The organism is Nocardia sp. CNS-044 (assembly GCF_059570515.1).
On sequence record NZ_JCANSX010000006.1, the window covers coordinates 770,493 to 796,390 of the forward strand.

Below are 25,898 nucleotides of genomic sequence, written 5' to 3' on the forward strand. Positions count from 1 at the left end.
AGGAAACACTATGAGTTCGCGCACGTGAGCCCGGAGCGTCCCCTCGGCGACACGCCACATGGTCGGCCGAGCGCCCTTAAGATCGGGAAACATGAGGCAGCCCACTATCGCTCGCGCCGCAACCGTCCTCGCCGCGACGGCGACGGCCGCGCTGCTCGGGACCGCGCAGGCCAGCGCGGGCACGGTGTCGTTCCCGCCCGTGCCGACCACAGCGCACGGCGGACTCTGCTGGACCACCATTCAAACCTGGGCCGACACCAGTCCCGAGTGGCCGGGCCGCGCCATTCTCAACGTCCGCGCGCTGCCGGTCGCGGGTATCGGGCCCGGCCTGTACCCGCTCGCGCCGCTGTGCGAGGTGCGCACCACCGTGGCATGGCGCAACCTGAACACCGGTGCGACCGGCGCCTACGAGAACACGGTGGTCACCGGTATCTACGGCAGCATCCAGTACGCGCTGTTCCAGGACACCGGCCCGGGCCGCATCGAAGTCACCGTCACCACCGATGCGCTGAGCATTCCCGCGCGCGGCACGTTCGACGTGATCTGAGGCGTTACTCGGCCTCCCGACTTCGTCGCGCCGAGCCCGTAAAATTTCGGGCGTGGGAGCACCTCGGATCAGCTGGCGAACGGCCGTCGTCACCGGTGCTGCGACGTTGCTCGCGGGTTCCGGGGCGGGCACCGCGTCGTGGGCCGCGTATCGGCTGCTCATGGCGCAGGCCGGCGCCGCGCGCGGCGTGATCGGCCGCGACACCTCCAAGCCGCCGGAGGCGGACGGCATCTACACCGCGGGTTGCGTCGCGCCCGAGCCGTGGCGTACCGGCAAGCACGCCGACCTGCACCTGATGATCTTCGGCGACTCCACCGCGGCCGGTGTCGGCTGCCTGACCGCCGACGGCGTGCCCGGCGTGCGCATCGCCCGCGCGCTCGCCGAGGCCAGCGGGAAACGAATCCGGTTGAGCACCAAGGCGATCTCCGGCGCCACCTCCAAAGGTCTCGCCGGACAGGTGGACGCCATGTTCGTGGCGGGACCGCCGCCGGACGCCGCGGTGATCTTCATCGGCGCCAACGACATCACCAAGAAGCACTCCATCGGCGCCTCGGCGCGCAGGCTCGGCGCCGCGGTGGCCCGGCTGCACCTGTCGGGCAGCGTCGTCGTGGTCGGCACCTGTCCCGATCTGGGGACGGTGTCCGCGATTCCGCAGCCGCTGCGCACCATCGTGTGGAACTGGAGCGTGCGACTGGCCAGGGCGCAGTTCGCGGTCACCATCGCAGCCGGCGGACACCCGGTAGCGCTGGGCGAGCTGGGCCGGGAATTTCGCACCGCGCCCGAGCAGATGTTCTCCGCCGACGGCTTCCATCCCTCGGCCGCCGGCTACGAACTCGCCGCGGCGCGGGTGCTTCCCGCGCTGCTCGCGGCCCTGGAACAGCGGGGGCTGAACACCGACCGTGGCGCGCACGGCCTGCGCCGCGGACTCGCGGCCCGGCTGCGCGGGCTGGTTGCCCAGAAATCCGGCGCGGTCGCAGCGGACGACGCCGAAGCGCGCAATGGCCGGGGCGACGTTCCCGGCGCTCGACAGGTTCGGTACACATAGAGGTGCCAGTACAAAACTGAGCAGCAAGTACGAAGGAGCCCTCATGCCAGAGGCAGTTATCGTTTCGACCGCCCGCTCCCCCATCGGCCGGGCCCGCAAGGGTTCGCTGGTCGACATGCGGCCCGACGACCTGACCACCCAGATCGTGCGCGCGGCGCTCGACAAGGTTCCTGCGCTCGACCCGACCCAGATCGATGACCTGATCCTGGGCTGCGGCTCCCCGGGCGGCGAGCAGGGCTTCAACATCGCTCGCATCGTCGCGGTGCAGCTGGGATTCGACACCCTCCCCGGCACCACCGTGCACCGCTACTGCGCTTCCTCGCTGCAGTCCACCCGGATGGCCTTCCACGCCATCAAGGCGGGCGAGGGCGACGTATTCATCTCCGCGGGCGTCGAGACCGTCTCGCGCTACGTCAGCGGCTCGGCCGACAGCTGGCCGAACACCCAGAACCCGCTGTTCGACGAGGCGCAGGCCCGGACCGCGAAGACCGCCGAGGGCGGCGCGGGCGTGTGGCACGACCCGCGCGAGGACGGCCTGATCCCCGACGCCTACATCGCGATGGGCCAGACCGCCGAGAACGTCGCCACCTCCACCGGCATCAGCCGCGAGGACCAGGACCGCTGGGGCGTGCGCTCGCAGAACCGCGCGGAGGAGGCCATCAAGAACGGCTTCTTCGAGCGCGAGATCACCCCGATCACGCTGCCGGACGGCACCGTGGTCTCCACCGACGACGGCCCGCGCGCCGGCGTCACCTACGAAGCCGTCTCCCAGCTGAAGCCGGTCTTCCGTCCCGACGGCACCATCACCGCCGGTAACTGTTGTCCGCTCAACGACGGCGCCGCCGCGCTGGTCATCATGAGCGACACCAAGGCCAAGGAACTCGGCCTGACCCCGCTGGCGCGCATCGTGTCCACCGGCGTCTCGGGCCTGTCGCCGGAGATCATGGGCCTCGGCCCGATCGAGGCCGTCAAGCGCGCGCTGGCGCTTGCGGGCAAGACGGTCGGCGACATCGATCTGTTCGAGATCAACGAGGCCTTCGCCGTGCAGGTGCTCGGCTCGGCTCGTGAGCTGAAGATCGACGAGGACAAGCTGAACGTCTCCGGTGGCGCCATCGCCCTCGGCCACCCGTTCGGCATGACCGGCGCCCGCATCACCACCACGCTCCTCAACAACCTCCAGACCTACGACAAGCAGTTCGGTGTGGAGACCATGTGCGTCGGTGGCGGCCAGGGTATGGCGATGGTCATCGAGCGGCTGAGCTGATAGTTCGTTTCGCCGACGACAAGGGCGGCCACCAGGTTTACCCGGTGGCCGCCCTTTGTCTGTATTTCGACCGCAGCCGTCAGGCTGGACGACTTCAGTCGGTGAGGCCGCGGATTCAGCCCGCGGCCGGTCGTCAGTCGTTCTGGAAGTAGCTCAGCAGTCGCAAGATCTCGACGTAGAGCCAGACCAGGGTGACGGTCAGGCCGAGCGCCACGCCCCAGGCCGCCTTCTCCGGCGCCTGCGCGCGGATCAGCTGATCGGCGGCGTCGAAGTCGAGCAGGAAGCTGAACGCGGCGATCGCGATGCAGACCAGGCTGAACACGATGGCGAGCGGGCCACCGTCGCGCAGGCCGAGGCCGCCGTCGATGAAGAAGCTCGCGATCAGGTTGCCGAGCATGAGCACGACGACGCCGATGAGAGCGCCGACGATCATGCGGGTGAATCGTGGCGTCACCCGAATCGCGCCCGTCTTGTAGACGACGAGCATGCCCGCGAACACACCGAAGGTGCCCAGCACGGCCTGCACGATCAGCGTGCTACCGCCCGCACCACCGAAGGTGATGTCGGTGAACATGAACGACAGCGCACCCAGGAACAAGCCCTCGGCGACCGCGTAACCCAGCACGATCGCCGGGTTGTCCATCTTGTTGGCGAAGCTGGCGATCAGCACGAGCACCAGGCCGACCAGACCGCCGACGATGACGAACAGCGGCGCGAGGCTGGTGTTGGCCGTGGTGAGGCCGTAGGCGATGATCGCCGACAGGGCGAGCACGCCCAGCGTGATGCCGGTCTTGGTCACCACGTCGTCGATCGTCATGGCCCGGTGGGTGGGCGGGGCCTGCTGATAGGGCTGCTGCTGGTACTGGTTGGGGTACTGGTTACCGAACTGCTGCCCGAACTGCCCGGCACCCGCTACACCCGAACCGAAGTTGGCGTAGCCGCCGCCCTCTTGCTTGGGCAGATTCTTGAAGACCGGATTGCTTGTGGTGCGCACCGTGAGTGCCTTTCTGGAGTCGTTGCCGCTGTCTGCCGAGCCGTCGCTCGATATCCAACTGCCTGGTCCAACGTTCGGCACTCGCGTCGAGTTCCCGAGCCGTTCGCCGAGGCGGACAATTCGGACTCTACCGTTGCCGGACGTCGTGCAAGCCACGCACCGACCGTGTCACCGTGAACTTCCGGTTTCGGCCGATCACCTCGGTGCGCCCGACCATCCGCTCGACCACACCGCGATAGTTGAGATGGGTGTTGTACACCGTCCACAGTTCGCCGCCGGGGCGCAGCACGCGACCGGTTTCGGCGAACATCTTGATGGCCGAGCCGGTGTGCACCGCCGCGCCGACGTGGAACGGCGGGTTGCACAGCACGAGATCGGCGCTGTTGTCGGCGGCCGAGGACATCGCGTCGTCGCGCACCACCGTCACCCGGTCGGCGACCTCGTTGGCCGATGCCGTAGCCCGCGCCGAGGCCACCGCGGCAGCCGACTGATCCGTGCCGACCACCCGCAGCGCCGGGCGCGCCTTGGCGAGCGCCACCGCGAGGATGCCGGTGCCGCAGCCGAGGTCGATGGCGTCGCGGGCGTCCGGCTTCATCCACTTCAAGTGCTGCAACAGGAACCTGGTTCCGATGTCCAGACGCGGACCCGAGAACGCCGCGCCGTGGGCGACGACTTCGATGCCGACCTCGTCGAGGCATTCGCGCACCGGAAACCGCAAGTCGCCAACGGGTTTCGGACCCTCGACGAGAAGCGTGCGCGACTTCTGCCTGCCCCGGCTGGCCAGGACGGTCGAAAACGACTCGGCGAGTACGTCGTTCATCGACTTGGTCAGATACTTGTCGCGCCCGCCCGCGATCACGCTCACACCGGGGGCGGCGTACCGCGCGATCGCGTCGGCCACCTCCGCGAGACCCGCGAGCACCCTGGGCAGCCGGAGCAGCACCACTTCGACGCCGCTCAGCAGTTCCTCGGTGAGCGCGTGCGCGGTATAGCGGTCGGCCAGGCCGAGCGTGCGGGCGTTGTTGGCCAGCGCCAGCTCGCCGGTGAGCAGATCTTGGTGCACCCGGACCTCGCGCAGGTCGTGCCTGGCGATCGCGCCGAGCGTCAGCGCGCCGTAGTTGTCACCGATAACGGCTATCTTTCCGCTACCGGCTGTCTCGATCGCGTCCGCGGCCGCGTCGAGGATCAACCGGTCGGCGGCATCGACGGCATAGAGGTTCAGCGCCTCCACATCCGGATACCGCCGCAGTCGGCCAAACACGTCCTCGAGATCGTCCACACGTCAAGTGTGCTAGATCGTTGCCGCATAGTCGCGCGCGGCCCGGCAAATAGAGATTCCGGTGTCGCACCGCGGCTCGTTGCTCGGTACGAGACCCTGTGTCGCAAGGAAACTCGCGCAGGGTCGGGGTGCGACGCGGGCTGCGGACACGCGACGGGAAAGAGACCTTTACCGGCGGCAAGTATCCGGAGCTCCGGTGCCGAGCCAGGTTCGCGCTCCAAAACTACTGCCCAGCAACCGATCACCCGGGGCCGTGCGGCTGCGACGTGCCGCTGTCCGCGCGCAACCATCCTGAACGTTCCCGACAATTGTCCCGGCCGGGACCGGCCACCCGGCCGCTGCGGTAGGGACCGGGCGGCTTCGTCGTCACCGTCCGAACAAGCAATCCGCGCGACACGCGGAGGGCACACGCCAGGTCCGTCATTGTCCCCCGATCCGGCGAAGCCGCTGCGTAGCATCAGCCCCATGCGCAACAGGATGGTGTTGGCGGTCGCCGTCACGGCGGCCCTGATCGCGGGCTGTGACGACGGCGAATCGGTCTCGGCCACCTCGACTCCGCCGCCGACGACGACCGGCTCGCTCGTCGAGGCGCCCGTGCAGCCGCCGGGCGACGCGGGTCCCAAGCGCGGCACCCCGTCCGGCAATGCCGCGCTCACCGTCACCGATCTGCGCATCGGCCACCATTCCGGCTTCGACCGCGTCGTCTACGACCTCGGCGGCACCGGAACCCCCGGCTGGATCGTGCAGTACACCGATCAGGCGGTGCAGGACGGCAGCGGCAATGTCCTCGAGGTGGCCGGACAGTCCGTGCTCGAAGTCCAGATCACCGGATCGGCCTACCCCTTCGACAGCGGCGTCACCCCCTACTCCGGCCCCGATCCCGCCACCGACCCGAGCGCCCCGGGCATCGCGGGCGTCTACCGCACCACTGTCTTCGAGGGCACGACCCAATCCTTCATCGGGGTCAACGCCGATCGCCCTGCCTTCGCGGTCACCACGCTGTCCGACCCGACCCGCCTTGTGATCGACATCGCCACGTCCTGAATCGCCGGAAAGCGGATACGAGCAGCGGCGACTCACCCATACGCACAGGGGGTACAGGTAACCTCTCCGGTCGCCCGCTACCCTGTTCGATGTGACCGCGCCGCACGCCGCCAAGCAGGCATCCGGGTTCACCCGGCTGCTGGGTGTGGTCGCCCTCATCGCAGGAATCGCGGCCATGCACGTCGGCATCTTCACCACCCCCGCCGCTGCCATGCACCACTCGACCAGTGCGGCAGCCGGATCGCCTGCGGTCGCGTCTGCCGCCGCCGTCGCCTCCACACCGGCCCGCCATGCTGCCTCCGGCTCGGCGCACCACGGTGCCGCCACCTCGACCGCCCCCATTGCCTCGCCCCCGGCCGCGCGGATCTCTGACAGCGACCACCGTTCCGGGTCCGCCGACCAGGCCCACGCGGTTGCCCGGAGCGAATCTTCGGCGGGCGCCGCCGCCCAACCCGGGTGCGCCGAGTGCGGCGACGGCCACGCCGGTCTGCACGCCTGCGTCTTCATCCTGACCGCGCTCGCCCTGGCGGTCCTGCTCGTTCTGCTGTACCGGATCGCGGGCGATCACCTCGTGGGTGGCCCGAAGCCGCGGCACCGGCGGCCCAGACGTGAACGCCCACCGCCCTGGACCGTGTTGTCCCTGGCCGAATTGTCGATTCTGCGGATCTGACAGGTCCACCGCGTCCGTGATCAACCACGGCCGTGGTTCCGTCCTGCCCTCGTAAACCGTGCTTTTCGCAATTCCCAAGGAGTTCGACCATGTTCATCACCCGTACCCGCATCACGATCGCCGCCGTCGCGTCGGCCGCCCTGCTGTTCGCCGCCGGATGCGGCGACGATTCCGATTCGACGTCCGGCACCGACCACGGCGCATCGTCGAGCACCACCGCGGCGGCCACCTCCGCCGCACGGACCGATTTCGACAACGCCGATGTGACGTTCCTGCAGATGATGTACCCGCACCACGCGCAGGCGGTCGAGATGGCGAAGCTGGTGCCCGGCCACACCGAGAACCCGCAGCTGCGCGCCTTGGCCGCGGAGGTCGAGAAGGCGCAGGCGCCCGAGATGGAGCAGATCAGTGCCCTATTGCAGAGCTTCGGCAAGCCAGCGCCGACCGCGGGCGGCGGGCATGAGGGTCACGGCATGCCGGGGATGATGTCGGCCGAGCAGATGACCGCGCTGCAGGCCGCTTCCGGCCCCGCGTTCGACGAGATGTGGCTGGAAATGATGATCGAACACCACACCGGCGCGATCGATATGGCGAAGACCGAACTGGCCGACGGCGTCAATCCCGACGCGCAGGCGCTGGCCCGCACGGTGATCGCCGCGCAGGAAGCGGAGATCGCCACCATGCGCGCCATGCTCGACCAGAACTGACCGTGCGACCGGTCCGCATCGCCGCCGACCCGGGTGCGATGCGGACCGGTCGGACCGGTTCGGCCCCTGCGATATCGGTTGGCCATCGATATCAGCACGGCCAGCTGTTCGGCCCGGTCGCGCACAGTAACGTCGTAAGGTCCGGTCTCGTCCGCGGCTGGACGCACCGAGGGGAAGGCGAACGGACATGCGACGACTGGAACGCGCGGGCCTGGCCGCCGCGGCGGCGGCGACCGCGAGCGGCATCATCTTCATCGGCGCCTGCTCCACGCAGGTCACCGGCAATCCACAGGTCAACCAGACCGAGTTGGCCGCCTACACCTCCGAAGTCGCCGCCTCCTCGGCCGCCGCGTCCTCGTCGCGGGCCGCCGCCGCCGAACGCGCGGCAGGGGCGGCCTGCGACGCCTTCGCCGCCGCGAACGAGAGCTCGGTGGACTCGTTCAACGCCTACATCGACGCCAGCAACAACAACGCGCCCGACGCGGAGGCCAAGGCCAACGACGCCGTGAACACCTTGCGTACCAACGCGCGCAACGTAGACCAGAAGTTGACCAGGGACGTGCCCCCGGACGTCGCGAGCAGCCTGCGCTCCTACCGCGACGACACCAACAACCTCGCCGATCTACTCGAACGCCGCGTCGACGTCGACACGCTCAACGACGCCATCGACCAGTTCAACGGGACCAAGAACGCCGCACGCGAGGTCTGCCGAGCCCACTGATCCGCCCCCTCACCACGCCGCAGGCTGCTGCTCGTAGCTCGAACGTTCTTGTTGCGCAAGCCGATTCCGTCGCTCGAACAAGAGCAACCCCGTACCCGCCAGCAACGCGGCGCCCGCGACGACGGCCGCGAACAACGCCCATCCCTCCGCGCCGAGGGCCGCGATGGCAATGGTGACGACCACGGTGAACAACCCAACCCCGACCAGCACGAGACCGACCCCGTTCCTGGCGTCGGCCACCGTCTCCCCGGGTCGCGGTTCGGCCGTGCGAGCGATATCCGGTGCGTCGTCGAGCGGGGGAATCTCCCACGCTCCGTCGGATGCCATGATGCGACCACCTCGTTCAGCGGATCGATAGTGTCGCTGGCTGGATGCCCAGCCTTCTCGCGCCGAAACTGTCCGCATGACAACCACTTCGGCGCAGGGTGGTCGCTCAGCCAGCTAGCGCGCGACCACGCAGGTCACCGTGGTGACCGAATCTCGATACAGCGCCGATCAATTCGTTGAGAAACGGACCCGGCTGCGGCAGCTCGTAGCCTGGCGGCCACAGCCAGCGGCGCTCGTCCGAGGTGGGCCGGCTGGCTTCGCTGAGCAGCGGCAGCGCGACCTGTTCACCCCACTCCACGATCCGCACGTCGGCCTCGGCGAGCACGGGCCGGTGCGCCTGCTCGCCGGTGGGGATGCCCGCGGTGAGGAAGACCCACCGTCCGGTGTCCGGGTCGACGAACACGGGCCCGGCGTGCTGCGCGGGCTGCAACAAGGTCTGTAGGCGCGCGCCTAGCGGCTCGGGCATCGTCACGACCCCCGCAACGCCCACCCGCAGGACCACCTGGGTGCCCATGATCGCGACGGGGAATCGGTACATCTCCCGATAGGTCACGAAGGTCTGCCGCAATGTCATCGTCGCCATCCACCTTCCACGGATCGGCAGGCTTGTGGAATCGATCGCGGCGACATCGTCCCGCCACATCGCGATCCCTTTCGATATTCGCTGCGCGGGTCGGGCCCCGGCAACGCGTTCGGCGATCGCTGGGGAAATCACCAGTGCGGCGCGCGGCGCCCTGGAGATCCCACAACGCCCTGCGACGTGATTGGCGGATGCGATCGCGGGTAACCGGCGGACATGGAGCTACTGGTGATCATCGGGATCGCCGTGCTCGTCGGCGCGGTGGTCCTCTATCGAAAGATGTCCGGACGGCGACCCGAGTCGCCGGAAACCCCCGGCAACGACGGGAAGTGATTCCCATGTCGGCAATGGACCCCGATCCCGCGCGCACCCCCGATCTGGAACCCGGCGGCGGCGTCGCACCCGGCTCGACCCCGCCGGAAACGGCACAGACCTCAGGCCTCTCCGCACCGGAGCCGCGCACCAGGCACCGGTTCCCCGGAACGGGTGTGGCCGCGATGGCGGTCACGATCGCCTTGGTGGTCGTTTTCGCCGTGGTCGCCATCGCGATAATCGTGTCGCTGATCTGACCAAGGGCGGCCGGTCAGGTGCGCCGCGTGCGTACCTAAGATACAACTTGTGTCTAAGACGTACTCATCGGCCGAGCACGCCTATCGCGAGGTGAAAGAGCGCATCCTGTCGGGTGCGCTGCCCGGTGGCGAGCTGATCAGCGAGGGCGAGATCGCCGCCGCGCTCGGCACCTCGCGCACGCCTGTCCGCGAGGCGTTTCTCCGGCTGGAGACCGAGGGGTGGATGCGGCTCTACCCCAAGCGCGGCGCGCTGGTGGTGCCGATACCGCCCGACGAAGCCGAGCATGTCGCGCACGCCAGGTACGTCGTCGAGACCGCGGCCGTTCGCACGCTGGTGGCGACCGGCCCCGGCGCCGTGGAGGCGTCGTTGCGCGCTTCGCTGGATCGGCAACGCGTCCTCGCCGCGGGTCGCGACCTGGACTCTTTCGCCGTCGAGGACACCGACTTCCACCGCAGCTACGTCGTCGCGGCGGGCAATCCGCTGCTGACCGGCTTCTACGACTCGCTCCGGGAGCGGCAGCGCCGGATGAACAGCGTCGCCCTGCGCCGCGGTCCGCTCGACATCGACCGGATCATCGACCAGCACGTCCGCCTCACGGAGCTGCTGATCGGCGGTGACGTCGACGGTTTCGCCACGACGCTGGTCGAACACCTCGCCGGTGTGCACCAGCTGGAACTACAGGGTCTGTGATGGCGACCCTGACCGGTCTACGTCCCACCGAATCTCCCACCTCGACCAGACGGTGGTGGGGCGTCGCCGCCGCCGTGTTCGCCATCGCCTGGGGCGGGAACGAGTTCACTCCGCTGCTGGTCATGTACAAGAGCCACGGCCTTCCGCTGACGACGGTGGACCTGCTGCTCTTCTACTACGTCCTCGGCATCGTCCCCGCGCTGCTGATCGGCGGCCCGCTTTCCGACCGCTACGGCCGCCGACGCCTCATGCTGCCCGCGCCGCTGATCGCGGCCGGCGGCTCCTTGCTGCTGGCCGTCGGCTCCGATTCGGTGCCCGCGCTCGCGGCGGGACGGGTGCTGTGCGGTGTCGCGCTGGGCCTGGCGATGGCGGTGGGCAGCAGCTGGCTCAAGGAGCTTTCCCAGCCGCCGCATGGGCCGGTGCTGCCCGCGGGAACCGGTGCGCGACGATCGGCGATGAGCTTGACCGGCGGGTTCGCCGTCGGGGCGGGTGTGGCCGGGGTGCTCGCGCAGTGGGGGCCGCTCCCCGGCTCGCTCACCTATCTGATCAATGCGGCGCTGTGCGTTCTCGCCGCCGCTTGGATGTCGCGTGCGCCGGAAACGGTTCTGTCTCAGGATGATTCGAAGCGGCTCATCGACGATCTGAAGATCCCCGCCGCGGGCCACCGCCGGTTCCTGTGCATCGCCGTGCCCGCGGCATTGTGGTTGTTCACCTCCGCGGCAACGGCTTACGCGGTGATGCCGACCTTGATGCTGCCGCACGTGAGTGGCGCGCCCATCGCGTTCTCGGCGTTGATCACCGTCATCACGCTGGGTTGCGGATTCGCGATCCAGTCGGTGGCTCGGCGCATCGACCGCCCCGGCACCGCGCGCGCCGCAGCGGTCGGGCTTTCGTTGGTCACCTGCGGAATGCTCGCCGCGACATGGGCTTCCGGTGTTCTCACGCTCGGCGCGACCATCTGCACCGCCGCCGTTCTCGGTGCGGGATATGGGATCGGACTCGTCGCCGGGTTGCAGGAGATCGAGCGCATTGCCCGGCCGGATGACCTCGCGGGGCTCACGGCGGTCTTCTACTCGGTCAGTTACGTGGGATTCGGTGTGCCCGCGGCACTTTCGTTCCTGCATCAGAACGTGGAGTGGAGTTATCCGTCGATGTACGCCGGGCTCGCGGTTGCGGCGGCGGGGTGCTTGGCGCTCGTGTTGCGCAACTACCGCGGCAGCTGATCACCAGGCCGCTTCGGAAGATTCACTCCCGAGCAGGCACCGCGCATCCCTCGGGACCGCACGCCTCCGCGTCACCCACAATCTGCAACGCCGGATCGCGATCGGCCCATGCGCGCTCCAGCGCCTGCGCGAAAACCGCCGACGGTTGCGCGCCCGACACTCCGTACTTGTTGTCGAACACGAAGAACGGCACACCGGTGGCGCCGAGCCGAGCCGCCTCGCGTTCGTCGGCGCGGACGGCGTCGGCGTAGGCGGTGGGATCGGCGAGCACGCCACGAACCTCGGCTTCGTCGAAGCCCGTCGCGACGGCGATCCGGACCAGTCGCTCGGGATCGCCGAACAGGGACGCCGCTTCGGCGAAGTTGGCGCGATAGAGGGCGTCGAGCAGCTCGTCCTGGCGGCCCTTGGCCAGCGCGAAGTGCAGGAGACGGTGCATGTCGAAGGAGTTGCCGTAGTCGCGGCCCTCGGTCAGATACGGCAGGCCCAGCTCCGCGGCTTGTGCGCCGATGCCGCGTTCGTTGGCGGCGGCCTGCGCCTCGCTGATGCCGTACTTACGCGCGATCTTCGCGACGACGGGACCGGTCTCGCCCGCGGGCAACGTCGGATCCAACTCGAACGAGCGGTGCACCACCTCGACCTCGTCGCGCTGCGGAAACTCCCCCAGCGCCCGCTCGAACCGCGCCTTGCCCAGGTAGCAGAACGGGCAGTTGATATCGGTCCAGATCTCGACCCGCACGGTCGTCCTCGCTTTCGTCGCCGCCCCGGTTGGGAGCAACGCCGCGACAATCGGGGGTGTTCCCCCGCCGCCGAGTGCCGGTGGTCACGGCAAGGCCAACCCCGGAGACCGTGCCTGCTCGGCATCTCACCCACTCGGGAGGTGCGACGGCTCGGGATCGCGTTGTCGGCCGATATCTACCGCCGACCGGGCGTGGGCGTAACGCAGCCGACGATGAAGCACCCCGCGGGCCAGTCGGCGAACGGCGGCGGCAACGGCTTCCCCAGGCAGGTGACCGGGTCGCAGCCCGGGTAGGCGTAGGGACCCAGTCCGAGTGCGGCGAGGGTGGCGTCCGGGTTGGTCATCATCGGGTCGGTGATGCTGACGTCGGGCAGCGGGACGTACGGTCCGGGGTCGGGCAGCGGCGGTTCCCGAAACGCACCTGCGACGGCGCGCAGCACGTCGTACGCGAAGCCGACCTCGCCGGGGATGGTCAACCCGGTCCAGCTGACCAGCAAGTTCAGGCTCGGGACGATGTAGTTGTCCTGGCGCATCATGCCGCTCATCTTCACCGCGTCGGTCGGTAAAGCGGGGAATTCCGGCGCGCATCCGGGGCCGTTGACCACGATCAAGAAGCCGTAGCACTCGTGCGACGGCGAAGGCATCGAAGCCTTCGCCAGGTAATCCGCCGAGACGACCCGAGTGCTACCCCAATTTCCCCGATCGGCGACCAGCAGACCGAGTTTCGCGAAATCGTCGGGCGCCATCACCAGATGCGCGTAGCCGTAGGTGTTTCCGCTCCGGTCGCGCGCCCAGTAATAGTCGCTGGATCGAATGCCCAACGGGTCGAAGAGTTTACGCTGCGCGTAGGCTTGGAAATCCTCGCCGACCGCCTGCTGCACCACGTAGGCGATGAGATCGACGGCCCGCTGGCTGTACTGCCACTTCGTGCCTTGCGGATGCTCGATCGGCATCGCCAAGGCCTGGGCAACCACGTTGGGATCGAGCTCCACCAGCCCGGTCACCCCCTCGGACACCACCGCGACATCGATGCCCGAGGACTCGGTGAGCAGATTCCGAACGAGGATCGCCCGATGTTCCGCATCGCCGAGGCCGGGCGGCAGATAGTTGTCGATGGGGTCGTCGAGCCGTAGCAGCCCTTCGTCCACGGCGACGCCCGCGACCAGCGAAACCACGCTCTTGGTCGCACTCCACAGATTCCACGGCACCGCACCGGTCCGCCCGTTCCGCGGCCCCGAGGCGATCAGACAATTGTTCCGAAATACCTTGAAATTCAGCCGATTCGGCGAATCGGCCGCCGCGATCGCCCGGCCCAACGCCGCCGAGTCCAGTCCGACCTCCTCGGGCGTCGCCGTCTGAAACTGCCGCCCCTGACTCACCGCGCAGTACTTCAACCCGCCGGGCTCCGCCGCGGCAGTGCCACCGAAACCACCGGCTACCACTCCCATTCCGAATGTGATAGCCAGTGCCACAACACTTTTCAGGGAAATCCGCATGGCCCGCCTTTCGCTCCCCGAGATCCGGTTGTGACATCGGCGTCCACCGAACCCCGTTACGCGAAAACACCCCTGCTCAGCGCCCCGAATTCCCTGGGCGAAACTTCCATGGGCACCCCTCGGCCCATTTGCACCGGGCGAACACGGTGACCCTGGTGCCCCCAGGCCGGCTCCAGCCAGAAGCACATCGTCCGTTGCATGCCCGCAACCGCCCGATCACTCATGATCCAAACTCGAGTCGCGTTACCGACACCCAGGCGCGGTAGTCGGAGTGGCCCATCCCCAGTGAATGAGACCGCTCGGTTTTAGAGTCCTTGTGGCCCTGATCAGGGCTGGAAGGGTGGCAGACCGGCGCGACGACCGGGCCGCGGCTCGTGATCAACTATCCGACGAAGCAGCACTGGCGCTCGGCTTCATAGAGCGTACGACATACGGGTGTACGATTGGTGTAGCATATCGGTGCGCTCAGGTGTCCACATATAGGGCGCTGAATTTATTTCGAGGCTGCCCGCACGGCGAATCGCCCAAACATCGCCGGATTCCAAGAAGTATACGATCATGTCATCGGATGTCGCGGCAAGCAGTTTGGTCGCGATGAACAACATATCGGTGACTTGAGCATCTAGGCTTTCGGTCTTATTCAATCTGAAAAAGATCGATACTGTCGGCTTGAATCCGAATCGCTCCTCTATGGGGTCTCCCCAGGCTGGAGATCGGGTGGTGCTTACGCGAATATACAACCCACGTTGAACCGAAATACCATCGATGAGGCTATCCGCAGTTGTCCGATCAGAAATTTCGCCCGAGAGGGGGATCGAGTTCACCAATGTGGCGATTTCTGACACGCTTCGATCTGTTGCGACTGCCACCATGTAGTCAAGTGCCATTTACGGCGGTCTCATCAATTGTGACGGCCCACCGGCAAGTGACTCTCACTTGTCTGCTGACATCCGCACCTCCAGTGCGTGTTGGAGAAACGCCAGCAATGACTTTGCAAGCATCCTGACCTCCGGGTTACCTTCTTGATACGTAAATACTGCCGGGGATTCAGGTTCGAAGAAATATACCTTGTAACCTTGGTGATGGCCAAAGAAGAAACGATTCTCAAGGGACAGCGACTCGCCGTCCCCACTGGCGACATCGATCGCAGCTTCTCGGGCTTCCAGCGATCTGGGATAGAAAATGTCGGTGCCTTCGAACAGCTCTCCGGCCCTCCTGCCCATTACCTGTAAGAATGCAAGATACTGGTCCGGTAGGCGAAATGAACCGGCCCTGGAAGATACATCTTCTATTTCGCTGACCGAACATCCCACGATCTCATCTTCTGACGCGACTCCAGAAGCCAACAATTCTTGACGCAGGTGCTTCATGCCTTCGAAGTTCCTGTCATTACTCACTGGTTACGTTTACCTTCACTCCGGGAAATTGTTCTTCGAACTGTTTTATTACACTTAAGCAGGCATTACATGGTTTCCGTTCAGTATACAGTTCGATGGTACCCTTCGAATCGGGACTGAGTTGCTGAGCGAGAGTCTCCAGAAGCTTGTACTCGGAATCAGTTGGTCGTACAACATCACCATCCTCGGACACGGGTGTGAACATCGTTTTGTCAGGAACGCCTACTGTCCCGGCGGGGGAATTCTTTCCGCTCACCGCGTCCAGCGAAACACTCTGTCCGTCGACCTGACCGCGGATCACTGCGACATTTCGGGTAGCCGCTATGGTTTGACCGCTCGCAGCAAGCCGGTCACGTACCTCCTGAGCTTCCTGCTTGCCGTTGAATGCTGGGTCCGTTCCTGGCTGGCCAGGTCTTGGCGAGTCCACCGTGGTGACAACTATCGGCAGCTCGACGATGGCCAGGAGGTCGCCGTTTGTCAGCGTGGGTGTGGTGAAAGTGAGGGCGCTAAGGGTGGTGAGGAATGTATTGGCGGGCCCGGCTATGGCCCAAGCCGCGTCGTTGAGGAAGTCGATATCTATCTCGACTTTGTTGTCGTTGGGCGACTGCTGCTTGCTCGGCGCCTTTTCCTTCGCTGGTTGCTCTTTGACATTCACCATCGAACGCCCGATCGATATGGCGGTGACGGCAACTACCGCTGCGAACTGGGTATTGATGTCCGCGCGCATTTTCGCCAACGCCGTGTTGTGGGCCTCGACTGAATTGGCGATGTCGTGCGCGGCGGTGCGGATTTCGCGGAGTTTGTCTGCGAGCTTGCGGAGGTTGGCTGTGTGGTTCGGGATGTCGTCCGGGACTTTAGGTCCGAAGCCTTGTTCCAGCCCGGAGGCAACGGTTAGTAGTCGTGCCACGCCGTATTCGAGAGGGTCTGAATTGGCGAAGGTCTTCCACATGGTTGCGGCGCGTGCGAGTTTGTCGGTATCTCCGTCGGGGACTTGGCCACCGGCCACAAGCGTGGTGACCTTGTCCTGCAGTTCGATCCAATCTGTCTGAAGTCCGTTGGTATAGGCTCCTGACGACGCAATTCCGACGACCGTGCCCGTGCCGTAGGGTAGCTCGGACGGGATGCCGGTGGGCAATGACGGTGGGTCGCCTTTGTTGGAATTGCGGTTGGCTGTGTATTCTGCGGCCTTCCAGTTGTAACTGGACGCAGTCAGTATGTCCCCGTAGTGTTGCAGGGCTCGCGCGAAGTTGGTCGCGACCATTGTCAATGCGGCGGCACGGTCGTCGTAGGGCTTCGACCACGACTTGACTGCTTCATAGCCGCCGGCCATCGAATTTGTTTCTAAGAGTACGGTTTGCGGCGTTTCGTAAACGGTTTGAAACTTCTCCGACAAGTCGTAGCATGCCGTGGCCGCGCTTTCATAGGACTGTGGCGAGACTGCGGCCATAGGCGTCAGCCACCGCTCATTCTCAAGTTGGCCTTCCCTGCCGCGCTGTAGGCGTCGCGGGCGGTGACGGCGGCGTTGTACATCTGGGTGAGTCCTTCGATTACCGTGGCAGCCCCGGCAGCCCATTCTCGGTAGGCTTGCTCTTGAGCGTCGGCAGCGGCCCCCTGCCAGTTTTGCTGGATGGATGCGATTCGGTTGTTGATGCCGTCGAGGCTTTCGGTGAGGAAGCCGATGAATCCATTGGCGCGGCTGATGAGCTGGTCCAACTCATCGATGTCGAAGGTGAAGTCGCGGGAGTCGTCCATCACATGTTCAACTGCGGTAGGTCGAGCGAGCTCAAAGCATCGGAGTTCGAGATATCCTGACCGACAACAGCTTTGCTTGCGATGCCCAGAAGTTCGCCCATCGTCGCAAGGGCGTTCAGTACGTCTGCGGCACCCTTCTTGGTTTCAGTCCAGCCGTCCCCGAACGCCTCTGCGGCCGCACCGCTCCAATTGTCGAGGACAGTCGATACCTCGCGGTCGAGCGTGCCGAGCCCGTTGATCAGGGACTCCGCGACCTGCTGGATATAGACACCGGCATCGGTCACCTCGCCCGGTACCATCGTGAAAACTGTTCCAGGCGTATTATTTTCACCCGCCACGCGTCCCCCAATCTCAGGCCAACGGGCCAGCCTAGTCGCGGCAGCGTGGGGCTGCAACAGACGAGGTTTCAACCAAAGGACTCGAGCCCAGCCAGCACCTCGGGCGTCACCGGTGGGTCATCGAACGCACCATCGCCTGGCTTGGTGCCCTTCTTCACACCACCGCTCTCATCGACCACCAGGATCCGCCCCGACGTCGCCGAGATGCTCGATCACGTAGTCGCGCAGGTCATCTCGCAAACCGTCGTAATCGACCACCGCTGCCGCCAGCAGACGCTGCATCGCGTCCGGGCTTGTGTCGCCGGCGTGTTCGGCCAGCGTCCAGCAGTTCTTGTTCGGCAACTCCGACATCATCCCCGCCAGCATCCTCGCGCCGGTCCGGCGGGTTTCCACCCGCGCGAATCGGGCACCGATACGCCCGGTCAACTCCTCGAACTCCCGCTGCCACCGCTCAGGGTCTACGATGACAGCCACGGCCACCGACAATTCAGTTGTGTCACACACAAACACGACATGATCACGCAGTGGCCGCTCCACATCCAACCCGCTGACCAGCAACATCATCGATCACGAAGTCCGGCTGGAGTACTAACCCCGTCTGGGAACTTGCCGCCCAGATTTACGTTCTCGACCTCCTGAACACCCTCGTTCTTCGTGAGATGTTCCTTTGTTGCAACCTGATCCGGCCCACCCCTGCGTCCAGGACGCCCGCCTCGCGCGGCGGGCTCATAGTGTATCCGGCGGTATTCGTCATACGTGCCCCGAGCTGTGTCAATGCGGGAGTTGTCTCGTGCCCCCAGTCGGACTCGAACCGACACTGAATGGATTTTAAGTCCACTGCCTCTGCCAATTGGGCTATAGGGGCGTGTGGTCAGCCTACCGACTCGTACGGCTGTACCGGAATTGGTGGCGCGGCGGGTCTCGGGTTGTGGGATCGGCGGGGGTTCAGGATACGCCGTGCCCCGCCGAATGGGCGGGGCACGGCGATCGGGTTATTCGGCGAGACTCTTGCCGAGTACGGAGTTCCTGCGGCTGTAGGCGAAGTAGACCACGAAGCCGAGGAGCATCCAGACGATGAAGCGCAGCCAGGTCTCGACCGAGAGGTTGAGCATGAGCCACAGGCAGGACAGCACACCGAGGATCGGGACGAGCGGCACCAGCGGGACGCGGAAGCCGCGCGGCAGGTCGGGGCGGGTGCGACGCAGGACGAGCACGCCGAGCGAGACCAGCACGAAGGCGAACAGCGTGCCGATGTTGACCATTTCCTCCAGGGTGCCGAAGTCCACGAAACCGGCGAGCACCGCGCAGGCCACGCCGACGATGACGGTCAGCCGGACGGGCGTGCCCTTGGACCCGGTGTGCGCGAGCGGCTTGGGCAGCAGCCCGTCGCGCGCCATGGCGAACAGCACGCGGGTCTGCCCCAGGTACATCACCATGACGACGGTGGTCAGGCCGGCGAGCGCGCCGATGGAGATGATGTTCTTCGCCCAGTCCGCTCCGTGCAGCGCGAAGGCCGTCGCCAGCGTCGCGTCATCGCCGGACAGTTCGGTGTAGGGAACCATGCCGGTGAGCACCAGCGAGACGGCGACGTAGAGCACCGTGACGATCAGCAGCGAGCCGAGGATGCCGCGCGGCACGTTGCGCTGCGGGTCCTTGGTCTCTTCCGCGGTGGTGGCGACCACGTCGAACCCGATGAACGCGAAGAACACCAGGCTGGCCGCCGCGAGCAGGCCGTACCAGCCGAAGTTGCTGTTCCCGGCGCCGGTCAGGAAGGAGAACAGCGACTGGCGGATGCCCTCGCCGCCCGCGCCCGACTCGGACGGCGGGATGTAGGGCGAGAGGTTCGACTTGTCGAAGTAGGTCACGCCGACGACGAGCACCACGGCGATGACGCCGAGCTTGATGGCGACCGCGATCGCCGACACCCTGGACGACAGCTTGGTGCCGACGGCGAGCAGCACGCCGAGCACCGTGATCAGGCTGACCGCGCCCCAGTCGAAGGTGACCGGCCCGAGGTCCACGACCGCGGGCCCGGTACCCATCACCTGCCCGAGGTACTGCGACCAGCCCTTGGCCACCACCGCGGCCGCGAGCGCGAACTCGAGGATCAGGTCCCAGCCGATGATCCACGCGGCGAGCTCACCGAAAGTGGCGTAGGAGTAGGTGTAGGCGCTGCCCGCCACCGGCACGGTGGAGGCGAACTCGGCGTAGCACAGCGCGGTGAGGCCGCACGCGATGGCGGCGAACACGAAGGCCAGCGAAACCGACGGTCCCGCAACGTTTCCCGCGGTGCGAGCGGTGAGGGTGAAGATGCCCGCGCCGACGACGACGGCGACACCGAAGATGGTGAGGTCCCAGGCGGTCAGATCTTTGCGTAGTTTCGAGTCTGGCTCGTCGGTATCGCGAATCGATTGCTCGACGGATTTGGTTCGGAATAGGCCATCTCGCCGAGACGAGCTCGAAATCGCCACGTGTTCTCCTTAAACATGATGAGGCAGGACGCCGGGGTTGCCGGGTGCCGCCGGTTTGCTAGTGGACGCCGGCCATGTAGCGACTGATCCACGGTCCCAGTGCCGCGACGATCAGTCCCACCGCTATCGCCACGGCCCCGGTGATGCCAAAGTAGGCGACTTCGTGCTCAGGGGCGTAAAAACGAGCAAGAACGCCCGACATCGACGTACCAATACCGACGGAAAAGAAGTACAACGCCATCATTTGCGCCCGGAACGCCTCGGGGGCGAGCTGGGTGGTGACCGCGAGCCCGATCGGTGAGAGCAACAGCTCGGAGATAGCGAACCCGGCCATGATCACCAGAACCGCCAACGCGGGCACGGACTTGTCGTCGAATCCGGCGAGCGGCACGAACAGCAGGAACGACAGACCCATGCCGACGACGCCCAGCGCGAACTTGCGCGGCGTGCTCGGCGCGCGGTTGCCGAGCTTGGTCCACAGCAGCGCGAACAACGGCGAGAGCGTGATGATCCACACCGGCTCCACCGAGCCGATCCAGCTGGAGGGGGCGGTCCAGCCGAAGATGGTCCAGTCCATCCGCTCGTCGGAGTAGACGGCCAGCACCGTGAAGATCTGCTGGAACAAGGACCAGAACACCGCGTTGGCGAGGAACAGCGGGATGAACGCCCGCACCCTGCTGCGCTCGACGGGTGCGACCTTGGCGCTGGTGAGCATGACGGCGAAATACCCGAGCGAGGCCACGGCAATCACCACCGTCGTCGCCTCGGGCAGGGTCTCCAGCGTGACCAGCCCGGTCGCGAAGACCACGACGACGATCACCGCGACACCGAGCGCCACACCGACGGCGGGCCAGATCGCACTGCGCGGCAGCGGGTTCGGCACCTCGCGGCCCGCGCTGCCGAGGTTGCGCCGGAAGACCACGTACTGGGTGAGGCCGAGCGCCATGCCGAGGGCGGCGGCGCCGAAGCCGTAGTGGAAGCCGAGGTGGGTCTGCAACAGGCCGGTCAGCAGCGGTCCGGTGAACGCGCCGATGTTGATGCCGAGGTAGAAGAGCGTGAAACCGCCGTCGATGCGGGCGTCGTCTTTCGGGTAGAGCGTGCCGAGCAGCGAGGAGGCGTTCGCCTTGAGCGCGCCGCTGCCCAGCGCGACCAAGACCAGACCTATCCCGACCCCGGTCAGCCCCGGCAGCACGGCGAGGGCGATGTGCCCGGCCATGACGACCACGCCGCCGTAGAAGACGGTTCGTTCCATCCCGAGCAGCCGGTCGGCGATCCAGCCGCCGAGCACGGTGGACAGGTACACCAGACCGCCGTACGCGCCGACGATGCCGACGCCGGTGCTCTGCGCCAGCCCGAGGCCGCCGTCGGTCACCGAGTAATACAGGTAGTAGCCGAGGATCGTGAGCATGCCGTAGAAGGAGAAACGCTCCCACAGCTCCACGCCGAACAGGCTCGCCAACCCGATCGGATGGCCGAACAGAGTCCGAGCCGGGATCGGCCGCTCGGATTCCACTACTTGGGACATGCCCAGCACCTTGACACAAATTGCAACTGTGCAGCAACTCACCCGTCCCGACACGTTGGGGCGGCGTTTGCCCACGGCAGGGATAGCGGAGGCGCATTGCCGGGCGACGGCAGAGGTTCCCGCCTACCCTGAAGAGACGGACGAGCGAGATCCCAGCAACGCGACAGTCGGAGCCGGAAGGAAGCGATGCGCACATGTTGGATGCCGAACTGACCGTGCCGGTCGACCCCGAGCAGGCCTTCGCCGTCCTAGCCGACGGCTGGTTGTATTCCAGCTGGGTGGTGGGGGCCTCCCACATCAGGCAGGTCGACCCCGGCTGGCCCGATGTGGGCACCCGGATTCACCACAGCGTCGGTCTGTGGCCGCTGAACGTGCGCGACCACACCACCGTCCGCGACGTCGACCCACCGCGGATGATCGAGCTGGAGGCCCGCCTGTGGCCGGTCGGATCCGCCCGAATCTTGCTGGAACTCTCCGAGATTCAGCCCGGCACCACGCACATTCGGATGACCGAGCACGCCATGAGCGGGCCGGGCAAGCTGCTGCCGAGCCAATTGCAACGGGCGGCGCTGCGGCCGCGCAACCAGGAGTCGCTGCACCGGCTGGCCGCGCTCATCGTCGGGCGCGCCGACGAGCGCTATCGGCCGACGGGCCCGACGTAGGGCAGCACCACCGCGCAATCGGCGGGTCGCGCGGCGGCCGGGTCGAGCGCGTTCAACACCTCGCGCACGGCCACCGGGTCGGCCGTCAGTTCGTAGTGCTCGGTGTAATCCGTGGCGCACAGGTCCTGCAGGACGATGTTGCGGACATTGGGGCCGTCGAGCAGGCCGGTGGTGTACGGCGTGGCGATCTGGTCGTATCGGGTGACGATGGTCGTGAAGTCGATGTCCGGGGCGATCGCGGGGTCGGGATTGAGCACGTCCAGGAACGGCGATCCCGGCGACATCTGACAAGGGCCGCACCGCTCGGCGACCTCCTCGCGCAGCCCGAACGCGTCCAGCACCGAGGAGAACAGCGCGTCGGTGCCGCTGAGCGTCGATCCGTGCAGCGGCGCGGCCAACGCGATGTAGTCATCGATGGTCGGCACGCCGCCGAGGTGATTGAGGTAGTAGAACGGGATCGCGCCGCCCATCGAGTGGCCGACGAGATCGATCTGCCGCGCGCCGGTCGCGGCCAGTACCCGGTCGACGAAGTCCGCGATCTGCCGCGCGCTGTCCGCGACCGGCGCGACGGCGCCGATCGGGCCGAGCGGGCCGGTGCCGTAGGTGGTGGAGAAGACGCAGTATCCGGCGGCGGCGAGCACCGGGGAGAGGGTGTTCCAGGTGATGGTGTCGTTGCTCAGCCCGTGCAGCAGCACCACCGGATTCGGGTGCGCGTCGCTCGGTCGGCAGGACCAGTCGTTGGCGCCCGGCGGGGCCTGGTTCGGTCCGGTGAGCTGGGCGGCGAGTCCGGACAGATAGCTGTAGGTCGGTAGTTCCTCGGCCGCGGCCGGACCCGCGGGCCAGCCTGTCACCATGGCCACCGCGGCCGCGAGCACCGCGATCCATCGTCGGGAAATTCGCATGGTCGATCTCCTCGTGAGGTACCGTCGATCCGTCGTGACCGACCGGTCGGTCACACCGTAGCGGGTCGGTAGGATCTGCGATAGAGGGACGACGAAAGGGACCCGTATGCCACGTCCGGCCGAGCCAGGTCGCACCGCCCTGCTGACCGCGGGAGCCAGCGTCGCCGAGAACAAGGGGCTGCGCGGACTATCGATCAACGCGGTCGTGGAGCTCGCCGGAATGGCGAAAGGCACGTTCTATCATCACTTTTCGGATCGGCGGAGCTACGTCGTCGCGCTGCATCGCCGTTATCACGACGAGCTGACGCAGACCGTCGCCGCCGCGATCGCCGATCTGCCACCCGGACCGGAGCGGTTGCGCGTCGGCGTTGTCGCCTACCTGGACGCATGCCTCGCCACCAAGGGGACGAAAGCCTTTCTCGCCCAATCCCGCACCGACACCGACCTGCTCGACGAGGTGCACGCCCGCAACCAGCTCGTCGCGGCATCGATCGAACCCGACCTCGTCGCGATCGGCTGGCCCGATCCCGGGGCCGTCGCCCACCTGTTGGTCGCGATGGTCGCGGAGATCGCGCTCAGCGAGTTGTACGGCGAGGGACCGCGCGCCGACCTCCGCTCGGCCGCGCTGCTGCTGATCGAATCACCGCGCGCACGAGCCGAATAGGCGCCCGTCCAAAGCTTTCGCCGCCAGCCCGCAGCTGCGCAGGACTCGGCTCACGGCTGCGGCGCTTCGGGTGGGTGAGCGGTCGAGCCGATCAGGCGGGCGGTTGTCCGACGCCGGTCAGGCGATGGACAGCGCGATGCCGTCCAGAATGTCGTGCTCGCTGACGATCAGTTCGGTGATGTTGGCGCGCCGAGACAGTTCGTAGGCGAGCACCTCGGTGATGACGGCGCCACCGCCGATCACGTCGACCCGCCCGGGGTGCATCGGGCCGAGCGCGGCGCGCTGGTCGTGGTTCATCCCGATCAGCCGGTCGCAGACCTCGCGGACCTGGTCCAGCGTGAGCGCGGTCAAATGCACCCGCTCCGAATCGTATTCGGGCAGGTCGAGGGCGACGGCCGCGATCGTGGTCATGGTGCCCGCGACGCCGACCCAGGTGTGCGCGTTCTCGACGGGCACCTTGGCGAACGCCTCGGCGAGCCGCTCGGTGGCGAATTCGCGGGCGGCGGTGACCTGGTCGGCGGTGGGCGGGTCGCCGGGCAGGCAGCGCTCGGTGATGCGGACGCAGCCGATGTCGGCGGAGAACGCGGCGTGCACGCCGTCCGCGTCGCCGAAGACCAGCTCGGTGGAGCCCCCGCCCAGATCGACGACGACGAACGGACCTGCCGCGCTGGACAATTCGCCGATCGCGCCGGTGAACGACAGACGCGCCTCTTCATCGCCGGTGATCACCTCGGCCTCCGCGCCAGGCACCACGGTGCCCAGTTCCGCGCGGGCCATGGCGAAGAAGTCCCCGCGGTTGGACGCGTCGCGGGTCGCGGAGGTGGCGACCATCCGCACCCGCGCGACACCGGCCTCCCGCATCATCGCGGCGTAATCCGCGAGCGCGACCCTGGTGCGTTCGATCGCCTCGGGCGCCAGCGAACCCGTCGCGTCCACGCCCTGGCCGAGCCGCACGATCCGCATCTCACGGTGCACGTCGGCGAGGCGGCCGTTCTCGAGCACGTCGGCGATCAATAGTCGGATGGAGTTCGTCCCGCAGTCGATGGCGGCGACCCGGTCACTCATGGTGTGCTCCGTCCTCGGGCTGATATGTCGGCCAGTCGGCCGGGATGGCGGTGCCGCGCAGTCCGTGATCGGCGGCCAGCGCCACCGCCTCGTCGCCGAACGGGTTGACGCCGGGCCCCTTGGCCAGGCTGTGCGCGATGAGCACGTGCAGGCACTTGACCCGTTCGGGCATGCCGCCGCCGGTGAAATCGGTGCCGAGGGATTCGATCGCGTTCCGCTCGGCCAGGTAGCTCTCGTGGGCGGCGCGGTAGGCCGCGGCCAGTTCCGGATCGCGGCCGAGGCGCTCGGTCATCTCGCGCATCACGCCCGCCGATTCCTGCCTGCTCGCCTCGGCGGTCAGCCGGGGATCGGTCAGGTAGTACAGCGTCGGGAAGGGAGTGCCGTCCGGCAGCCGCGGCGCGGTCTTGACCACCGCGGGCAGCCCGTCCGGTGTGCGGTAGGCGACGGCGAGCACGCCGCGCGGCGCACGGCCGAGCTGTTCGGCGATGATCTCGAGATCGCGGTCTGTCGGTGCGGTCACCTGGGTCCTTCCGGTCCTGGCGGGGCGGGCGTCGTCGATTCGGCTGCGGGCGCGGGCTGCGGTTCGGAGAGGGTGCGCCACAGATCCGTGTACCACGGGTCGGGCGCCTTCGACCGCGGCGGCGCGGCCGGACGCGGCGGCGCTTCGATACCGGGCACCTGCACGATGTAGGGCGTCTCCCCCGGCATCACCAGCCGCAACCGGTCCCTGGCCTCCGAACGGATGTAGGCCGGATCCTGTTGCTGCGCACGGCGATCCCGCAGCCGGGCCAGATCGGCCTCCAGCTCCCTGCGCTCCTGGGCCAGCTGCGCGGCCTCGGCGCGCTGGCTGAAGTAGGTGCGCATCGGCACGGACAGCGTCAGCGCCAGCGCGCACACCACGACCGCGAGAATCACCGCCTTGCCGGTGGACAAGCCGAGGACGGTGCGCTCGTGCTTGTCCGACCCCGCGCGCGGGGCTATCTTGCGCGGCCGCGCCTTCTTCTCCGCGGTCTCGCCGCGCCTGCGCGTGCGCTTGACCGCGGCGGGGCGGGCCGCGGTCTCGGTGTCCGCGCCCGCCCTCGGGCGTGATCGAGCGGCGCGCGACGTGCGGCGGTCCCCGCGTCCGGCCGGACTGGTCCCACGCGCACGTCGCTCGGTCATGCCGCTCCCTGTATCAAATTGCGGTGCTCACGCGGGTTGCTCCCTCCGGGCCCGTCGCTCGCACCGCG

Annotated in this window: 30 protein-coding genes and 1 tRNA gene; 12 read left to right on the forward strand and 19 right to left on the reverse strand. The window is 67.1% G+C overall.

Annotated elements, in window-relative coordinates:
* Positions 1 to 91: 91 nt before the first annotated feature.
* The 3 genes from T333_RS12255 to T333_RS12265 are packed head-to-tail and all read left to right on the forward strand — an operon-like array spanning position 92 to position 2,856.
* Complete coding sequence (locus T333_RS12255; RefSeq protein WP_496424494.1) at positions 92 to 547, forward strand: hypothetical protein; 456 nt, start codon at positions 92 to 94, stop codon at positions 545 to 547.
* Between the two features lie 52 nt (positions 548 to 599).
* A complete protein-coding gene (locus T333_RS12260) occupies positions 600 to 1,592 on the forward strand; it encodes an SGNH/GDSL hydrolase family protein (RefSeq protein ID WP_357250409.1) in 993 nt (330 codons plus the stop codon).
* 43 nt (positions 1,593 to 1,635) lie between these two features.
* A complete protein-coding gene (locus T333_RS12265) occupies positions 1,636 to 2,856 on the forward strand; it encodes an acetyl-CoA C-acetyltransferase (protein ID WP_355001982.1) in 1,221 nt (406 codons plus the stop codon).
* Between the two features lie 133 nt (positions 2,857 to 2,989).
* Here T333_RS12265 and T333_RS12270 read toward each other — a convergent pair whose 3' ends face one another.
* Together T333_RS12270 and T333_RS12275 are read right to left on the reverse strand one after the other, a co-directional pair.
* Entirely contained in the window at positions 2,990 to 3,850 is an 861-nt protein-coding gene (locus T333_RS12270; protein ID WP_355001983.1) for a Bax inhibitor-1/YccA family protein, read from the reverse strand.
* 127 nt (positions 3,851 to 3,977) lie between these two features.
* Positions 3,978 to 5,129: a class I SAM-dependent methyltransferase gene (locus T333_RS12275; protein ID WP_496424495.1), complete on the reverse strand. Its 1,152-nt coding sequence runs from the start codon at positions 5,127 to 5,129 to the stop codon at positions 3,978 to 3,980.
* Between the two features lie 465 nt (positions 5,130 to 5,594).
* On the opposite strand from T333_RS12275, the gene T333_RS12280 reads away from it, so the two are divergent.
* The 4 genes from T333_RS12280 (at position 5,595) to T333_RS12295 (ending at position 8,271) form a co-directional block, all read left to right on the forward strand.
* Positions 5,595 to 6,173, forward strand: a complete 579-nt coding sequence (locus tag T333_RS12280; protein WP_496424496.1) for an AMIN-like domain-containing (lipo)protein — start codon at positions 5,595 to 5,597, stop codon at positions 6,171 to 6,173.
* Between the two features lie 91 nt (positions 6,174 to 6,264).
* Positions 6,265 to 6,843 carry a DUF6153 family protein gene (locus tag T333_RS12285; protein WP_496424497.1) on the forward strand — a complete coding sequence of 193 codons (579 nt, stop codon included), beginning with the start codon at positions 6,265 to 6,267 and terminating at the stop codon, positions 6,841 to 6,843.
* Positions 6,844 to 6,932: 89 nt separating this feature from the next.
* A complete protein-coding gene (locus T333_RS12290) occupies positions 6,933 to 7,550 on the forward strand; it encodes a DUF305 domain-containing protein (RefSeq protein WP_355001987.1) in 618 nt (205 codons plus the stop codon).
* A gap of 187 nt (positions 7,551 to 7,737) precedes the next feature.
* Positions 7,738 to 8,271, forward strand: a complete 534-nt coding sequence (locus tag T333_RS12295; RefSeq protein WP_496424498.1) for an Rv2240c family protein — start codon at positions 7,738 to 7,740, stop codon at positions 8,269 to 8,271.
* A 9-nt stretch (positions 8,272 to 8,280) separates the two neighbouring features.
* Here the strand turns inward: T333_RS12295 and T333_RS12300 are convergent, their stop codons facing one another.
* On the reverse strand, positions 8,281 to 8,598 hold the full coding sequence (locus tag T333_RS12300) for a hypothetical protein (RefSeq protein ID WP_496424499.1): 318 nt from the start codon (positions 8,596 to 8,598) through the stop codon (positions 8,281 to 8,283).
* A 106-nt stretch (positions 8,599 to 8,704) separates the two neighbouring features.
* Complete coding sequence (locus T333_RS12305; RefSeq protein WP_357250389.1) at positions 8,705 to 9,181, reverse strand: hypothetical protein; 477 nt, start codon at positions 9,179 to 9,181, stop codon at positions 8,705 to 8,707.
* A gap of 335 nt (positions 9,182 to 9,516) precedes the next feature.
* Here T333_RS12305 and T333_RS12310 point away from each other — a divergent pair, with 335 nt between their 5' ends.
* The 3 genes from T333_RS12310 to T333_RS12320 are packed head-to-tail and all read left to right on the forward strand — an operon-like array spanning position 9,517 to position 11,661.
* Complete coding sequence (locus tag T333_RS12310) at positions 9,517 to 9,747, forward strand: DUF6480 family protein (protein ID WP_355001991.1); 231 nt, start codon at positions 9,517 to 9,519, stop codon at positions 9,745 to 9,747.
* Positions 9,748 to 9,796: 49 nt separating this feature from the next.
* Positions 9,797 to 10,438, forward strand: coding sequence for a GntR family transcriptional regulator (locus T333_RS12315; protein ID WP_496424500.1), 642 nt, complete (start codon positions 9,797 to 9,799; stop codon positions 10,436 to 10,438).
* The gene (locus T333_RS12320; RefSeq protein ID WP_496424501.1) at positions 10,438 to 11,661 is read left to right on the forward strand and encodes an MFS transporter; all 1,224 of its coding nucleotides are present in this window, start codon (positions 10,438 to 10,440) and stop codon (positions 11,659 to 11,661) included. Before T333_RS12315 ends, T333_RS12320 begins: the two co-directional genes overlap by 1 nt.
* Positions 11,662 to 11,683: 22 nt before the next feature.
* Here the strand turns inward: T333_RS12320 and T333_RS12325 are convergent, their stop codons facing one another.
* The 11 genes from T333_RS12325 to T333_RS12375 form a co-directional block, all read right to left on the reverse strand.
* On the reverse strand, positions 11,684 to 12,397 hold the full coding sequence (locus T333_RS12325) for a DsbA family oxidoreductase (RefSeq protein ID WP_496424502.1): 714 nt from the start codon (positions 12,395 to 12,397) through the stop codon (positions 11,684 to 11,686).
* Between the two features lie 176 nt (positions 12,398 to 12,573).
* The gene (locus tag T333_RS12330; RefSeq protein WP_496424503.1) at positions 12,574 to 13,845 is read right to left on the reverse strand and encodes a serine hydrolase domain-containing protein; all 1,272 of its coding nucleotides are present in this window, start codon (positions 13,843 to 13,845) and stop codon (positions 12,574 to 12,576) included.
* 461 nt (positions 13,846 to 14,306) lie between these two features.
* Positions 14,307 to 14,780, reverse strand: a complete 474-nt coding sequence (locus tag T333_RS12335; protein ID WP_357250374.1) for a SitI3 family protein — start codon at positions 14,778 to 14,780, stop codon at positions 14,307 to 14,309.
* 45 nt (positions 14,781 to 14,825) lie between these two features.
* On the reverse strand, positions 14,826 to 15,290 hold the full coding sequence (locus T333_RS12340; RefSeq protein WP_357250370.1) for an SMI1/KNR4 family protein: 465 nt from the start codon (positions 15,288 to 15,290) through the stop codon (positions 14,826 to 14,828).
* Positions 15,283 to 16,737, reverse strand: coding sequence for a deaminase domain-containing protein (locus tag T333_RS12345; protein ID WP_357250367.1), 1,455 nt, complete (start codon positions 16,735 to 16,737; stop codon positions 15,283 to 15,285). The genes T333_RS12340 and T333_RS12345 overlap by 8 nt, the downstream gene beginning before the upstream one ends.
* Before the next feature lie 5 nt (positions 16,738 to 16,742).
* Positions 16,743 to 17,042 (reverse strand): WXG100 family type VII secretion target, encoded by a 300-nt coding sequence (locus tag T333_RS12350; protein ID WP_357250364.1) that lies wholly within the window; start codon positions 17,040 to 17,042, stop codon positions 16,743 to 16,745.
* Complete coding sequence (locus T333_RS12355) at positions 17,042 to 17,341, reverse strand: WXG100 family type VII secretion target (protein WP_357250361.1); 300 nt, start codon at positions 17,339 to 17,341, stop codon at positions 17,042 to 17,044. The genes T333_RS12350 and T333_RS12355 overlap by 1 nt, the downstream gene beginning before the upstream one ends.
* 207 nt (positions 17,342 to 17,548) lie before the next feature.
* Positions 17,549 to 17,944 carry a hypothetical protein gene (locus T333_RS12360; RefSeq protein WP_357251029.1) on the reverse strand — a complete coding sequence of 132 codons (396 nt, stop codon included), beginning with the start codon at positions 17,942 to 17,944 and terminating at the stop codon, positions 17,549 to 17,551.
* A gap of 227 nt (positions 17,945 to 18,171) precedes the next feature.
* Positions 18,172 to 18,245 (reverse strand) — tRNA-Leu (locus T333_RS12365).
* A 127-nt stretch (positions 18,246 to 18,372) separates the two neighbouring features.
* Complete coding sequence (locus tag T333_RS12370) at positions 18,373 to 19,851, reverse strand: amino acid permease (RefSeq protein ID WP_355001999.1); 1,479 nt, start codon at positions 19,849 to 19,851, stop codon at positions 18,373 to 18,375.
* Between the two features lie 58 nt (positions 19,852 to 19,909).
* Positions 19,910 to 21,376, reverse strand: coding sequence for a peptide MFS transporter (locus T333_RS12375; RefSeq protein ID WP_496424504.1), 1,467 nt, complete (start codon positions 21,374 to 21,376; stop codon positions 19,910 to 19,912).
* A 194-nt stretch (positions 21,377 to 21,570) separates the two neighbouring features.
* On the opposite strand from T333_RS12375, the gene T333_RS12380 reads away from it, so the two are divergent.
* Complete coding sequence (locus T333_RS12380) at positions 21,571 to 22,038, forward strand: SRPBCC family protein (protein ID WP_355002001.1); 468 nt, start codon at positions 21,571 to 21,573, stop codon at positions 22,036 to 22,038.
* Here T333_RS12380 and T333_RS12385 read toward each other — a convergent pair.
* Positions 22,014 to 22,940, reverse strand: coding sequence for an esterase/lipase family protein (locus tag T333_RS12385; RefSeq protein WP_496424505.1), 927 nt, complete (start codon positions 22,938 to 22,940; stop codon positions 22,014 to 22,016). The genes T333_RS12380 and T333_RS12385 overlap by 25 nt on opposite strands.
* A gap of 106 nt (positions 22,941 to 23,046) precedes the next feature.
* Here T333_RS12385 and T333_RS12390 point away from each other — a divergent pair, with 106 nt between their 5' ends.
* Positions 23,047 to 23,604, forward strand: coding sequence for a TetR/AcrR family transcriptional regulator (locus T333_RS12390; RefSeq protein WP_496424506.1), 558 nt, complete (start codon positions 23,047 to 23,049; stop codon positions 23,602 to 23,604).
* Between the two features lie 117 nt (positions 23,605 to 23,721).
* On the opposite strand, the gene T333_RS12395 is transcribed toward T333_RS12390, so the two are convergent.
* From T333_RS12395 to T333_RS12405, 3 genes are read right to left on the reverse strand one after another with little or no spacing between them, the layout of a single operon-like run.
* Positions 23,722 to 24,669 carry a Ppx/GppA phosphatase family protein gene (locus tag T333_RS12395; RefSeq protein WP_496424507.1) on the reverse strand — a complete coding sequence of 316 codons (948 nt, stop codon included), beginning with the start codon at positions 24,667 to 24,669 and terminating at the stop codon, positions 23,722 to 23,724.
* Positions 24,662 to 25,189, reverse strand: coding sequence for a DUF501 domain-containing protein (locus T333_RS12400; RefSeq protein WP_357250344.1), 528 nt, complete (start codon positions 25,187 to 25,189; stop codon positions 24,662 to 24,664). The genes T333_RS12395 and T333_RS12400 overlap by 8 nt, the downstream gene beginning before the upstream one ends.
* Positions 25,186 to 25,830, reverse strand: a complete 645-nt coding sequence (locus T333_RS12405; RefSeq protein ID WP_496424508.1) for an FtsB family cell division protein — start codon at positions 25,828 to 25,830, stop codon at positions 25,186 to 25,188. Before T333_RS12405 ends, T333_RS12400 begins: the two co-directional genes overlap by 4 nt.
* Between the last annotated feature and the right edge of the window lie 68 nt (positions 25,831 to 25,898).